General features: G+C 70.9%; 15 protein-coding genes. 13 read left to right on the forward strand and 2 right to left on the reverse strand.

The window, feature by feature from the left end; translation table 11 throughout:
• The first annotated feature begins 34 nt into the window (after positions 1 to 34).
• From whiA to FDO65_RS03915, 11 genes are all read left to right on the forward strand, one after another.
• Complete coding sequence (whiA, locus tag FDO65_RS03865; RefSeq protein ID WP_137448115.1) at positions 35 to 1,015, forward strand: DNA-binding protein WhiA; 981 nt, start codon at positions 35 to 37, stop codon at positions 1,013 to 1,015.
• 228 nt (positions 1,016 to 1,243) lie between these two features.
• Positions 1,244 to 2,251: a type I glyceraldehyde-3-phosphate dehydrogenase gene (gene gap, locus FDO65_RS03870; RefSeq protein ID WP_137448116.1), complete on the forward strand. Its 1,008-nt coding sequence runs from the start codon at positions 1,244 to 1,246 to the stop codon at positions 2,249 to 2,251.
• A 163-nt stretch (positions 2,252 to 2,414) separates the two neighbouring features.
• Positions 2,415 to 3,611, forward strand: coding sequence for a phosphoglycerate kinase (locus FDO65_RS03875; protein ID WP_137448117.1), 1,197 nt, complete (start codon positions 2,415 to 2,417; stop codon positions 3,609 to 3,611).
• Between the two features lie 6 nt (positions 3,612 to 3,617).
• Complete coding sequence (tpiA, locus tag FDO65_RS03880) at positions 3,618 to 4,400, forward strand: triose-phosphate isomerase (protein ID WP_137448118.1); 783 nt, start codon at positions 3,618 to 3,620, stop codon at positions 4,398 to 4,400.
• Between the two features lie 179 nt (positions 4,401 to 4,579).
• The gene (gene secG / locus FDO65_RS03885; RefSeq protein ID WP_137448119.1) at positions 4,580 to 4,816 is read left to right on the forward strand and encodes a preprotein translocase subunit SecG; all 237 of its coding nucleotides are present in this window, start codon (positions 4,580 to 4,582) and stop codon (positions 4,814 to 4,816) included.
• A gap of 73 nt (positions 4,817 to 4,889) precedes the next feature.
• Positions 4,890 to 5,249 carry an RNA polymerase-binding protein RbpA gene (locus FDO65_RS03890; protein ID WP_137448120.1) on the forward strand — a complete coding sequence of 120 codons (360 nt, stop codon included), beginning with the start codon at positions 4,890 to 4,892 and terminating at the stop codon, positions 5,247 to 5,249.
• 56 nt (positions 5,250 to 5,305) lie between these two features.
• Positions 5,306 to 5,869: an amino-acid N-acetyltransferase gene (locus FDO65_RS03895; protein ID WP_137448121.1), complete on the forward strand. Its 564-nt coding sequence runs from the start codon at positions 5,306 to 5,308 to the stop codon at positions 5,867 to 5,869.
• A 52-nt stretch (positions 5,870 to 5,921) separates the two neighbouring features.
• Positions 5,922 to 7,436, forward strand: coding sequence for a 30S ribosomal protein S12 methylthiotransferase RimO (gene rimO, locus FDO65_RS03900; protein WP_137448122.1), 1,515 nt, complete (start codon positions 5,922 to 5,924; stop codon positions 7,434 to 7,436).
• A 13-nt stretch (positions 7,437 to 7,449) separates the two neighbouring features.
• The gene (gene pgsA / locus FDO65_RS03905; RefSeq protein ID WP_137448123.1) at positions 7,450 to 8,034 is read left to right on the forward strand and encodes a CDP-diacylglycerol--glycerol-3-phosphate 3-phosphatidyltransferase; all 585 of its coding nucleotides are present in this window, start codon (positions 7,450 to 7,452) and stop codon (positions 8,032 to 8,034) included.
• Between the two features lie 50 nt (positions 8,035 to 8,084).
• On the forward strand, positions 8,085 to 8,618 hold the full coding sequence (locus FDO65_RS03910; RefSeq protein ID WP_137449440.1) for a CinA family protein: 534 nt from the start codon (positions 8,085 to 8,087) through the stop codon (positions 8,616 to 8,618).
• Between the two features lie 363 nt (positions 8,619 to 8,981).
• Positions 8,982 to 9,350 (forward strand): helix-turn-helix domain-containing protein, encoded by a 369-nt coding sequence (locus tag FDO65_RS03915; RefSeq protein ID WP_137448124.1) that lies wholly within the window; start codon positions 8,982 to 8,984, stop codon positions 9,348 to 9,350.
• 36 nt (positions 9,351 to 9,386) lie between these two features.
• Here the strand turns inward: FDO65_RS03915 and FDO65_RS03920 are convergent, their stop codons facing one another.
• Both FDO65_RS03920 and FDO65_RS03925 read right to left on the reverse strand, forming a co-directional pair.
• Positions 9,387 to 9,896, reverse strand: coding sequence for a dihydrofolate reductase (locus tag FDO65_RS03920; RefSeq protein WP_205849770.1), 510 nt, complete (start codon positions 9,894 to 9,896; stop codon positions 9,387 to 9,389).
• Entirely contained in the window at positions 9,893 to 10,687 is a 795-nt protein-coding gene (locus FDO65_RS03925) for a thymidylate synthase (RefSeq protein ID WP_137448125.1), read from the reverse strand. Before FDO65_RS03925 ends, FDO65_RS03920 begins: the two co-directional genes overlap by 4 nt.
• Positions 10,688 to 10,779: 92 nt before the next feature.
• Here FDO65_RS03925 and FDO65_RS03930 point away from each other — a divergent pair, with 92 nt between their 5' ends.
• Both FDO65_RS03930 and FDO65_RS03935 read left to right on the forward strand, forming a co-directional pair.
• Complete coding sequence (locus FDO65_RS03930) at positions 10,780 to 11,577, forward strand: inositol monophosphatase family protein (RefSeq protein ID WP_137448126.1); 798 nt, start codon at positions 10,780 to 10,782, stop codon at positions 11,575 to 11,577.
• Positions 11,578 to 11,664: 87 nt separating this feature from the next.
• Entirely contained in the window at positions 11,665 to 13,539 is a 1,875-nt protein-coding gene (locus tag FDO65_RS03935; RefSeq protein WP_205849771.1) for a Na+/H+ antiporter, read from the forward strand.
• Positions 13,540 to 13,544 lie beyond the last annotated feature (5 nt).

Genomic DNA, 13,544 nt, shown 5'->3' on the forward strand with positions numbered 1-13,544 from the left:
GTGACCCGGCGCGACCCGCTCGAAAGGCCCACACATGGCGATGACCGCCGCCGTCAAGGACGAACTGAGCCGGGTGGCGGTCAGCAAGATCCCGGCTCGCAAGGCCGAGGTGTCCGCGCTGCTCCGCTTCGCCGGTGGGCTGCATCTGGTCGCCGGCCGCATCGTGGTCGAGGCCGAACTCGACACCGGTGCCGTCGCCCGGCGACTCCGCCGCGAGATCGGCGAGCTCTACGGGCACACGGCGGACATCCAGCTGCTGAGCCCCTCCGGTCTGCGCAAGAGCACCCGGTACATCGTGCGCGTCGTGGCCGGCGGGGACTCGCTGGCCCGGCAGACCGGACTGCTGGACGGCCGGGGCCGCCCCGTCCGCGGCCTGCCGCCCCAGGTCATCGCCGGATCGGTCGCCGACGCCGAAGCCGCTTGGCGGGGCGCCTTTCTCGCCCACGGCTCGCTCACCGAACCAGGCCGCAGCGCCTCGCTGGAGATCACGTGCCCCAGCCCGGAGGCCGCGCTGGCACTGGTCGGATCGGCCCGCCGGATGGGCGTGAGCGCCAAGGCCCGGGAGGTGCGGGGCGCCGATCGGGTGCTGGTGCGGGACGGCGACGCGATCGCCGCACTGCTGACCCGGCTGGGCGCGCATTCGTCGATGCTCGACTGGGAGGAGCGGCGGATGCGGCGGGAGGTGCGGGCCACCGCGAACCGGCTCGCCAACTTCGACGACGCCAACCTGCGCCGGTCCGCCCGGGCCGCCGTCGCCGCGGCCGCCCGGGTGGAGCGGGCGCTGGCCATCCTGGGCGAGGAGGCCCCCGACCATCTGAGCCAGGCCGGTCGGCTGCGCATCGCCCACGGTCAGGCATCGCTGGAGGAGCTGGGTCAGCTGGCCGACCCGCCGATGACCAAGGACGCGGTGGCCGGACGCATCCGGCGTCTGTTGACCATGGCGGACAAGCGGGCGGCCGATCTGGGGATCCCGGACACCGAGTCGGCGGTGACGGCCGACATGCTCGACGCCTGAGGTGCGGTTCGATCCGTAGTCCAGTACTGTGACCCGGGTCGCTGATTCGATTCAGTTCTCCGGCCGTGGGTGGTCCCGAACGGGACCCACCCCGACATGCCCGGGCTGGACTCGGCCGATACAGTGAGCCCGCGACGTCGCCCCGAACGACGGGGGGACGTGCCACAAGCCAACCTCCGGCGGAACATGACTCCGTCGCGGGGGCCCTCTCAGAGGAGGAAGCAACACGTGACTGTGCGCGTCGGCGTGAACGGATTCGGCCGGATCGGCCGCAACTACTGGCGAGCGGTCGACTCTCTCGGCAGCGACGTGGAGATCGTCGCGGTCAACGACCTGACCGACAACAAGACTCTCGCCCACCTGCTGAAGTACGACTCCGTCATGGGCAAGCTGCCCTACGACGTGGAGGCCGGCGAGGACTCGATCACCGTCAACGGCAAGGAGATCAAGGCGCTCTCCGAGCGTGACCCGGCCAAGCTGCCGTGGGGCGATCTCGGCGTCGACGTGGTCATCGAGTCGACGGGCTTCTTCACCAAGGCCGACGATGCCCGTAAGCACGTCCAGGCCGGGGCCAAGAAGGTCATCATCTCCGCGCCCGCCACCGGCGAGGATCTCACCGTCGTCGTCGGGGTCAACGACGACAAGTACGACGGCAGCCAGACCGTGCTGTCCAACGCCTCCTGCACCACCAACTGCGTGGCGCCGATGGCCAAGGTCCTGCACGAGAACTTCGGCGTCGTCCAGGGTCTGATGACCACGGTGCACGCCTACACCAACGACCAGGTCATCCTGGACTTCCCGCACAAGGACCTGCGGCGGGCCCGGGCGGCGGCCATCAACATCATCCCCACCACCACCGGTGCCGCCAAGGCCACCGCTCTGGTGCTGCCGGAGCTCAAGGGCAAGCTGCACGGCTACGCCCTGCGCGTGCCCGTCCCCACCGGCTCGGTGACCGACCTGACGGTCGAGCTGGAGAAGGGCACCACCGTCGACGACGTGAACGCGGCGTTCGCCGAGGCGGCCCAGACCGGTTCGCTGGTCGGCAAGCTGGCCTACTCGACCGATCCGATCGTGTCCTCGGACATCGTCGGCTCGCCCGTGTCGTGCACCTTCGACGCGCCGCTGACCATCGCCCTCGGGGGCAACTTCTTCAAGATCGTCGGCTGGTACGACAACGAGTGGGGCTACTCCAACCGGCTGGCCGACTTCACGGCCATCGTCGGCGACAAGCTCTGAGTACCTGATCGCGGGTGGCACCGGCTGCCGGGCGCTTCGTTCCGACCTCAATCGGACCGGAGCCCGGTGCCGGGGCCACCCGTGTCCCATGTCTCCGGTCGACCGCGCCGACCGGCGCCGGTCGCGCCCACCCCGCTGAGCGAACTTCCCGCTAGGAGCTGCTGTGCACACTCTCGACGACCTGCTCGCGGCCGGAGTGGCCGGCCGTACCGTGCTGGTCCGGGCCGACCTCAACGTGCCCCTCGACGGCTCGGTCATCACCGACGACGGGCGCATCCGCGCGTCGCTGCCCACCCTGCAGGCGCTGCGCCAGGCCGGTGCCCGCGTCGTCGTCACCGCCCACCTCGGTCGCCCGAAGGGCGCCCCGGAGGCCAAGTACTCGCTCGCCCCGGCGGCCGAGCGGCTCGCTGAGCTGCTCGAAATCGACGTCCCGCTCGCCGACGACCTGGTGGGCCCGTCCGCCCGGTCCACCGTGGCCGCGCTGCAGGACGGCGACATCGCGCTGCTGGAGAACGTCCGCTTCGACGCCCGCGAGACCAGCAAGGACGCGGCCGAGCGTGCCGCCCTGGCCGATGACCTCGTCGCCGTGGTCGGGGCGGATGCCGCGTTCGTCTCGGACGGGTTCGGCGTGGTCCACCGCAAGCAGGCCTCGGTCTACGAGATCGCGCAGAAGCTCCCGCACTTCGCCGGCTACCTGGTCTCCAACGAGACCGCCGTCCTGAAGAAGCTGACCGTCGACCCCGAGCGGCCCTACGTGGTGATCCTCGGCGGGTCCAAGGTCTCCGACAAGCTCGGTGTCATCACCTCGCTGCTGCCGCAGGTCGACCAGCTGCTCATCGGCGGCGGCATGGCCTACACCTTTCTGGCCGCCCAGGGCCACGACGTGGGGCAGTCGCTGCTGCAGGAAGACCAAATCCCGACCTGCCGCGATCTGCTGGCCGAACATGGCGACAAGATCGTGCTGCCCAGCGATTTCGTGGTGGCCGACAAGTTCGCCGCCGACGCGGAGACCAAGATCGTGTCCGCCGACGCCATTCCGTCCGAGTGGATGGGCCTGGACGTCGGACCGGACACCGCGGCCCGGTTCGCCGAGATCGCCGCGGGAGCGGCCACCGTGTTCTGGAACGGTCCGGTGGGCGTCTTCGAGATGACGGCGTTCGCCAACGGAACCCGTACGGTCGCCGAAGGCATCGCGGGTGCGTCCTCGTTCTCCGTGGTCGGTGGCGGTGATTCCGCCGCGGCCGTCCGGACGCTGGGCGTCGACGAAGCCGGTTTCACCCACATCTCGACCGGTGGAGGTGCCTCCCTCGAATACCTCGAGGGCAAGGAGCTCCCCGGCCTGGCCGTCCTGGAGGACTGACCGATCATGTCGCGTACGCCGCTCATCGCCGGCAACTGGAAGATGAACCTGAACCATCTGGAGGGCATCGCGCTCGTCCAGAAGATCGCGTTCACCCTGCCGGAGAAGTACTACTCCCACGTCGAGGTGGCGGTCTTCCCACCGTTCACCGCGCTGCGTTCGGTGCAGACCCTCATTGAGGGCGACAAGTTGGCCGTCAAGCACGGCGCCCAGGACCTGTCGCCCGAGGCGTCCGGTGCCTACACCGGTGACATCGCGGGCTCCATGCTGGCCAAGCTCGGCTGCACCTACGTGCTGGTCGGCCACTCCGAGCGGCGCGAGTACCACGGCGAGACCGACGAGCTGCTGTCCCGCAAGGTGGCGGCGGCGTTCGCCAACGGCATCATCCCGATGCTCTGCGTCGGCGAGGGCCTGGAGGTCCGCGAGGCCGGCAATCAGGTCCAGCACACCGTCGACCAGGTGCTGGCGGGCATGTCCACCGTCACCCCGGAGCAGGCCGAGACCATCGTGCTGGCCTACGAGCCGGTGTGGGCCATCGGTACCGGACGGGTCGCCACCCCGGCCGACGCCCAGGAGGTCTGCGGGGCGATCCGCGCCGCGCTGGCCGGCAAGTACGGCCAGGAGACGGCCGACAAGATCCGCATCCTCTACGGCGGCTCGGTGAAGTCGGGCAACGTCGCGGAGATCTGCGGCCAGCCGGACGTCGACGGTGCGCTGGTCGGTGGCGCGTCCCTGGACGGCACCGAATTCGCGACCCTGGCTGCCAACGCGGTCGGCGTCCTGCCGTAACGACGCCGTTCGTGAGCCGGGCTGGCTCGATCACGGTCGGCGTCCTGCCGTAACCACGCCGTTCGTGGGCCCGTCGGCCCGGTCACGTCAGGGGCGCACCGCCGCTGCTGACCGGGTCCGGCGGAGCCTACGGGGTAGACTCGCCGGGCCCGACGGACCGCCGAACATCCAAGGTTGACATGACTCTCGTTCTCCAGATCCTGCTGCTGATCACCAGCCTGGCCCTGATGGCGTTGATCCTGCTGCACCGGGGCAAGGGTGGCGGTCTGTCGTCGCTGTTCGGCGGAACGATGCAGTCGTCCTTGTCCGGCTCGTCGGTCGTGGAGAAGAATCTCGATCGGCTCACCCTGTTCGTCGCGGCGATCTGGGTCATCTCCATCGTTGGTGTCGGTCTGCTCATCAAGGTCGGCGCCTGATCGAACGGGAGCGGCGGCCGTCCACCGCCGGCTCCCGGTGCACGTATCCACCCCAGTGACGAGGTAGGTCAGCATGGCGGGCGGCAATCCGATTCGCGGTACCCGGGTGGGGGCCGGACGTATGGGCGAGGCCGAACGGGGTGAGTCGGCTCCCCGGGTTCGTCTGCAGTTCTTCTGCGGCAACGCGCACACGACGACCCTGGCCTTCGCAAGTGACGCCGAGATCCCCGAGACCTGGGACTGCCCCCGGTGCGGTCTGCCGGCGGGCCGCGATCGTGACGAGCCGCCACCACCGATCCGTAACGAACCGTTCAAGTCGCACCTGGCCTACGTCAAGGAGCGGCGCAGCGACGCCGACGGCGAGGCACTGCTGGCCGAGGCGCTCGAACGCATCCATGCGCGGCGGAGCCCGTCGGCCGCCGAGAGCGACTGACTCGCCGCTGCCGGCCGGGGCGGCCGGGCTCCACGTCCTGAGTACTGTGATCTGCCGTGACCCCACAGCCGACCGAACAGTCGCCGACGACTCCGTCGTCGGCCGATCGCCTTCCGCCCACCGTCGCCGCGCCGACGGTGCGACGGGCCCGGGTCACCGATGTCCGTGCCATCAAGCGCGTCGTCGACGTCTACGCGGGTCCGATCCTGCTGGAAAAGACCCTGGCCAACCTGTTCGAGGACGTCACCGAGTTCTGGGTGGCCGAGGTGGACGGCCGGGTGGTCGGGTGCGGGGCCCTGCACGTCCTCTGGGAGGACCTCGGCGAGATCCGCACCATCGCCGCCCTCCCCGAGGTCCGCGGGCAGGGGGTGGGCGCCGCGGTCTGCCGCCGTTTGATCGCCGAGGCCCGCGACCTGGGTCTGCAGCGGCTGTTCTGCCTGACCTTCGAGGTGGACTTCTTCGCCTCGCTCGGTTTCCAGGCCGTGCAGGAGCTCAATCTGGGCCCCGAGGCCTACGCCGAGCTGCGCCGGTCCTACGACCGTGGGGTGGCCGAGTTCCTGGACCTGCCGTACGTCAAACCCAACACCCTGGGCAACACCCGAATGCTGCTGCCGCTGTGAGCGCGCTGGCGGTGGCTTCGGGGACCCGTCCGCGGGCATTACTGTGAGGAGCGTGTCAACGGTGGCGAACGCGGTCAAGGTCACCGTGACGACGTTGGGTTGTGCCCGCAACGAGGTCGACTCCTCGGAGATCGCGGCCCGCCTGTCGACGGGCGGTTACGAGCTGGTCGCAGACCAGCAGGACGCCGACGTCGTCGTGGTGAACACCTGCGCGTTCGTCGCGGACGCCAAGAAGGACTCCATCGACACCCTGCTCGCCGCCGCCGAGACGGGGGCGAAGGTCGTCGCGGTCGGTTGTCTGGCCGAGCGGTACGGCCAGGAGCTGGCCGAGGCCCTGCCCGAGGCGGACGCCGTCCTCGGTTTCGACGCCTACCCCGACCTGGCCGGGCTGGTCGGTTCCGTCGTCCACGGTGAGCGGCCCGCCGCCCACGTCCCGGTCGACCGCCGCACACTGCTGCCCATCAGCCCGGTGTCCCGCGGGGTGGCGGCCGGGGCGGTCTCGGTCCCCGGGCATTCCCAGGTCGGAGCGGCCGGCGTCCCCGGAGCCTCCGAGATCGCCCAGGGACCGGTGCTGCTGCGGCGCCTGCTGCAGACCGGCCCGGTGGCCCCCCTGAAGATCGCCTCCGGGTGCGATCGCCGCTGCACGTTCTGTGCGATCCCGTCGTTCCGGGGGGCGTTCGTCTCCCGGTCGCCCGAGGAGATCGTGGCCGAGGCGGCCTGGCTCGCCGAGCAGGGCATCCGGGAGATCGTGCTGGTCAGCGAGAACTCGACGTCCTACGGCAAGGACCTGGCCGGTCGCGACCCGCTCGAGCGGTTGATGGCGCAGCTGTCCGGTCTGACCACCACCCGGCCCGACGGTGCCCCGGGGCGCCTCGTCCGGGTCCGGCTGTCCTACCTGCAGCCCGCCGAGACGCGGCCGACCCTGGTCACTGCGATCGCGAACCTGCCCGGTGTGGCCGACTATTACGACATGTCGTTCCAGCACGCCTCCGAGCCGGTTCTGCGGCGGATGAAGCGGTTCGGCTCGCGCGAGTCCTTCCTGGCGCTGACCGATCAGATCCGCGCCGCTGCACCGGAGGCCGGTATCCGCTCGAACGTCATCGTCGGTTTCCCGGGGGAGACCGAGCACGACATCGCCGAGCTGGAGGCGTTCCTCGTCGGTGCACGGATGGACGCGGTCGGTGTGTTCGGCTATTCCGACGAGGACGGCACCGCAGCCGCCGACCTGGACGGCAAGCTGGACGACGATGAGATCGCCGCCCGGGTCGCCCGGATCACCGATCTGGTCGAGGAGTTGACCGCGCAGCGGGCCGAGGATCGCATCGGCACCGAGGTGCTCGTCCTCGTCGACGAACAGGACCCCGAGGACATCGCGGCGGGCCGGACGCAGACCGAGCTGGTCGGCCGGGCCGAGCACCAGGCTCCCGAGGTCGACGGCGTCACCACCCTGACCGGCGCCGGTGGGCTGCGGCCCGGTGACCTGGTCCGGGCCCGGGTCGTCGGGACCGAGGGCATCGACCTGAGGGCCGATGTCCTCGAGGTGGTCGACCCCGCCGGGTCGCGATGAACGGGTACCCGCGATGACCGATCGGCCGGCGCCGGTGCCGCTGATGAACCTGCCCAACGCCCTGACGGTGTTGCGGCTGATCCTGGTCCCGGTCTTCCTGCTCACGCTCTTCGCCGAGGGTGGTCACGATCCGACGTGGCGCTGGGTGGCGTTCGTGATCTTCGCGCTGGCCGCCCTGACCGATCGGTACGACGGGCACATCGCCCGCAAACGCGGCCAGATCACCGACTTCGGCAAGATCGCCGACCCGATCGCCGACAAGGCGCTGACCGGCTCGGCCCTGGTCGCCCTGTCGATGCTCGGTGACCTGGCCTGGTGGATCACCCTGGTCATCCTGGTCCGCGAGATCGGCATCACGCTGCTGCGGTTCGCGGTCATCCGGTACGGCGTCATCGCCGCCAGCCCGGGTGGCAAGGCCAAGACCCTGCTGCAGATCTTCGCGATCGGCCTTTACCTCATGCCGCTGCCGGACGCCATCGACTGGGTACGGGTGGTCGTGATGGCCGGCGCGGTGGTGCTGACGGTGGGCACCGGCGTGGACTACGTGATCCGCGCCGCGGGCCTGGTCGGCCGGGCCCGGTCCCGCCCCCTGTCGTGACGGACCCCGGCACGAAGCCCGGCTCACTGGCCGCCCTGGTCGGGACGTCGGTGGCCGACGTCCGGCGCGTCGTCGTCGGATTGACCGAACGCGGCTGGACGGTCGCGGCGGCCGAATCCCTCACCGGCGGGTTGCTGACCGCCGTGCTCACCGAGGTCCCCGGCTCCAGCGCCGTCGTGCGCGGCGGGTTCGTCGTCTACGCCACCGATCTCAAGCACGCCCTGGCCGGGGTCGACGCGTCGCTGCTGGCCGCCGAGGGGGCCGTCCATCCCCGGGTGGCCGCCGAGCTGGCCGTCGGCGCCCGGGAACGCTGCGGCGCCGTCCTGGGACTCGGCCTGACCGGTGTGGCCGGCCCGGACCCGCAGGACGGTCGACCGCCGGGCACGTTCCACGTCGCCCTCGCGGGCCCGGACCCCGAAGCGGCCCCGGTCGTGGTCACCGGCGTCGCCGACGCGTCCGCTCCAGTCGACGACGACCCGGTGGTCTCACGCGCGCGTGTCCGGGCCCGCGCGGTGCGCGCCGCCCTGGATCTGCTCGCCGCCGCGATGGGTGCCGATCCGGTCGTTGGTCCGATTCGATCCTGACCGGTGGGGCGATCGTCGACGGGACGAGCTTCGCAACCAGCCCGTCATCGGACGGGAACCCGTCGGCAACGCCGATCGCGGAACATCGGGACCAGCATCGACGTTGGACACGTCGGTGGCACTGCCCGGGTGGGAAATGGGTCCGCACAGCTTGGCCGGGTAGCGTTGTCGAACCGGGGCCCGTCGCCCACCAGCAGACCCCCCGGTGAGGTCCACGACCGGCCGGGTGCACCCCACCATCAACGGGGAACCCACCCGGTGGTGATACCGATGGAACAACGGTCGGTGGCTGAAACGAAACGCTGTCGGTGCTGCGGAGCAGAATCGGGAACGTAGGCCACGACGGACGGGAGGAGGTGCGACGTGCTGTTGCGAAATGCTGTGGGGGAAACGCTGCGCGACGCGCGGACCAGACAGAACCGCACACTGCGGGACGTGTCCACTGCGGCCAACGTCTCGCTGGGGTATCTGTCCGAGGTCGAGCGTGGTCGCAAGGAAGCGTCCAGCGAGTTGCTCGCCTCCATCTGTGACGCCCTCGAGCTCGAGGTGTCGGACCTGCTGGACACCGTGAGCCGGACCATGCGGGTCGAGCAGACCGCCGGCAAGGGCGTGCTGGCCAACGCCACCAAGAACGGACTGCCGGCCACGGCGGCGGGCAACCGTTCGGCGAAGCTGGACATCGACCCGAGCCTGCGGATCGTCGTGCCCTACACCCGGGCCCCGGTGGGTTGATCGTCCGCCGGCCCGGGGAGACCCGGGCCGGCCCCGTCAGGCCCGTCGTTCGTACCGAACGTAGCGGCAGCCGTCGCCCGCCTCGTCCGACACTCGCGCCCAGTCTCGCCCGTCGATGGCCGGAAACGTGGTGTCCCCGGCGACCTCCAGGTCGATCTCGGTGATCTCGAGTGCCGCTGCGTCCCCGATCGTCTGCCGGTAGATCTCTCCGCCACCGACCACGCTGACCCGCTCGGCCCCGGCCAGCAGCGCCAGCGCGTCGGCGACCGAGTGTGTGACCTCCACGCCGTCGGCCCCCCACAGCGGGTCCCGGGTGATGACCACGGTGCGACGGCCCGGCAGCGGTCGGCCGATCGCATCGAAGGTCCGACGCCCCATGATCATCGGCGCGCCCATCGTCAACCGCTTGAACCGGCGCAGATCGTCCGGCAGGTGCCACGGCATCCCGCCGTCCGCGCCGATGACGCCGTTGCGGGCGACGGCGGCGACGAGGGTCATCGGAGGCAGCGGGCCCGCGGCCGCGCCGACCATCTCGTGCTTGCTCATACGGCGATCGGCGCCTTGATGCCCGGGTGCGACACGTAGTCGCGGATCACGATGTCCTCGTAGCGGAAACCGTCGATCTCGTGGACGTCCGGGTTCAGTTCTAGCCGGGGGAGCGGCAGCGGTGTCCGGGTCAGCTGGAGGCGGGCCTGTTCGAAGTGGTTGGAGTACAGGTGCGCGTCACCCAGGGTGTGGACGAAATCACCCGGCCGCAGCCCGACGACCTGGGCCATCATCTGCGTCAGCAGCGCATAGGAGGCGATGTTGAACGGCACCCCGAGGAAGACGTCGGCGGACCGCTGGTACAGCTGGCAGCTCAGGCGCCCGTCGGCGACGTAGAACTGGAACAGGGCGTGGCACGGCGGCAACGCCATGTCGCCCACCTCGGCGACGTTCCAGGCCGAGACGATGTGCCGCCGCGAATCCGGGTTATCCCGCAGCGACCGCACCACGGCGGCGATCTGGTCGATGTGCCGGCCGTCGGGGGTGGGCCAGGAGCGCCACTGGTGCCCGTAGACCGGGCCCAGGTCGCCGTCGGGACCGGCCCACTCGTCCCAGATGGTGACGCCGCGTTCCTGCAGCCACCGCACGTTTGTCGACCCCTGGAGGAACCACAGCAGTTCGACCACGATCGACCGCAGATGCAGCTTCTTCGTGGTCACCACCGGGAAGCCGTCGGCCAGGTCGAAACGCATCTGGTGACCGAAGACGCTGCGGGTGCCCGTCCCGGTGCGGTCGGACTTGTCGGAGCCGGTGGCCAGGATGCGCTCGAGGAGCTCGTGATACTGCTGCACCCGAACAGGCTAGGCCCCGGGGAACCGGCGGGGTACCGCCACGCCGGGGGCCGCGGACCGCGCGCGACACGGCGCTGACTACCGTGGGTCCCATGGCCGACCTCGCACCGACCACCGTGCAGACCCGTCCCGACCAGTCCGACACCGAACTCGCCGAGTATCTCGTCCGCACCGCCGGTGATCTAGCCGCGCGGATGCGGACGGCGGGGCTGACCGTCGACCAGAAGACCAGCATCAGCGACGTCGTCTCGGACGCCGACAAGGCGGCCGAGGCGATGATCGTCGCCGAGCTCGCCCACTCCCGGCCGGCCGACGGGCTGCTCGGTGAGGAGGGCGCGTCGGCGCCCGGCGACCGCACCTGGGTGATCGACCCGGTGGACGGCACCTTCAACTTCGTGTCGAACCTGCCGGCCTGGTGTTCGGCCCTGGCGCTGGTCGACGACGAGGTCCCGCTGCTCGGGGCCATCTACCAGCCCAACACCGACGAGATGTGGATCGGCGGGGTCGATCACCCGACGACCCTGAACGGGGTCCCGATCCCGCAGCTGGTCGACCGTCCACTGCACGAGCTGGCGATCTCCACCTACCTCAGCCCGGAACGTCTGCACGAACCGGAGCTGCGCGAGAGCCTGCTGCGGGCCATCACCGGGTCCGCGTCGATCCGCATCATCGGCTCGGGGTCCATCGAGCTGGCCGCCGTGGCCTCCGGCCGGCTGGGCGTCTGGTTGCACGCCGACACGCTGCCGTGGGACTGGATGCCCGGTCGAGCGATCATCGAGGCGGCCGGCGGGGTGACCGAGGTCTTCGAGCACGGCGGCCACCGCTGGCACGTCGCCGGCCCGCCCACCGCGGTGGCGCAGGCCAAGCAGACGGTCGTCGGCGCCGGCTGACTCGTCCGTCCGCGTCGGCGGGCGGCTCCCGTCCGCTGGCAGCGGACATCGTGGGTCCGGGGGCGTCCGGTGAGGGACGATGCGGGCATGTCCGCCATCTCCGTCGCGCTCACCGTCGTCGCACTGGTGGCCGTGGGCACCGCGGTGAGCGTCCTGGCCCGCCGGGTGAACGTGCCGGCCCCGCTGCTGCTGGTGGCGATCGGTATCGGGGCGTCGTACCTGCCGTTCGTCCCGGCCATCGAGCTCACTCCTGAACTGGTGCTGCTGGGGTTGTTGCCGCCGCTGTTGTACTCGGCGGCCATCCGCACCCCGTTAACCGATCTGCGGGCCAACCGTCGGGTGATCGGGCTGCTCGCCGTCGGGTTGGTGCTGTTCACGACACTCGTCGTCGGTCTGGTGACCTGGTGGATCCTGCCGGTCCCGTTCGCCGCCGCCCTGGCGTTCGGGGCCGTCGTCGCCCCGCCCGACGCGGTGGCGGCCACCGCCGTGGCCCGGCGGATCGGTCTGCCCCGCCGGATCGTGACGGTCCTGGAGGGCGAGTCGCTGCTGAACGACGCCACGGCACTGGTCGCGTTGCGGACGGCGATCGCGGCCGTCGGCGGCACGGTGAGCGTGTGGAGCAGCGGGCTGGACTTCGCTTGGGCGGCCGCCGGCGGGGTGCTCATCGGCCTGGTGATCGCGGCCGTGGTGGCGTTCGTGCGGCGGCGCATCCAGGACTCGGTCGTGGACACCGCAGTCTCGCTGCTGGCCCCGTTCCTGGCCTATCTGCCGGCCGAGGAGGTCCACGCGTCCGGGGTGCTGGCCGTCGTGACCACCGGGCTGGTGCTGGGGCACAAGGCGCCGGTGCTGCAGAACGCGACGTCGCGGATGAACGAGCGCATCAACTGGTCGACCATCGAGTTCCTGCTGGAGAACGCGGTCTTCCTGCTCATCGGTCTGCAGGTGCATGCCATCGCCGACGGCCTGCGGGAGTCCGACCTGAGCCCCCTGGTGATCGCCGGGTTCTGTCTGGCCGCGCTGGTCGCGGTGATCGTGTCCCGGCCGCTGTGGGTGTTCCCGGTCCGCTATCTGCTGCTGCGTCCCCGGATGGCCGACGGGACCGCGGTGCCGTGGGCCAACACGGCGATCGTGGCGTGGGCCGGGATGCGGGGGGTCGTGACCCTGGCGGCCGCGTTCGTGTTGCCGAGCACCCTGCCCGAGGTGCAGGTGCTGATCCTCGGCGCATTCGTGGTCACGGCGGGAACGTTGTTGCTGCAGGGGTTGTCGTTGCCGTGGTTGGCCCGCCGGTTGCGGGTCCGCGGTCCCGACCCCCGACAGGACGCGTTGGCCGAGGCCGACATCACGGCGGCGGCGACGACGGCCGGGCTCGCCGAGTTGGATCGGCTGGCCCGCGAGGAGGACGACCCGGAGCTGCTGGCCAAACTGCGTCGCCGCTCGGAGGCCCGGGCCAACGCGGTGTGGGAACGGCTGGGACGCCCGGAGGCGGGGGAGACGCCCAGTGAGGCCCACCGCCGGTTGCGGCTGGGCATGCTGGCCGCCGAACGGGCCGCGGTGCTCAAGATCCGGGACACCGGCGGTGTGGACAGTGAGGTGCTCTCGTCCGTGCTGGCCGACCTGGACGTCGAGGAATCGATGATCGAGCAGGCCACCGAACGGGCCCCGTCGTGGGCGGACAAGCCGCTCACCACGCCGCTGCGGGCCACCTCCTCGTGCGCGGAACTGGACGCCGCGGGTGACTGGGCCGAGCCGCAGACCACCCAGGGGTGTGTGGACTGCCTGGTCGAGGGCACGCGCTGGGTGCATCTGCGGCTGTGTCTGCGGTGCGGGTTCGTCGGCTGCTGCGACTCGTCGGTCGGCCGACACGCCGAGCGTCACTTCCACCGCACCGGGCATCCGGTCATCCGCAGCTTCGAGCCGGGGGAAGCGTGGCGCTGGTGCTACGTGCACGACCTGCTGGGCTGAGCCGC

Origin of the sequence: Nakamurella flava, from assembly GCF_005298075.1 — a bacterium.
GTDB classification, from domain to species: Bacteria; Actinomycetota; Actinomycetes; order Mycobacteriales; family Nakamurellaceae; genus Nakamurella; species Nakamurella flava.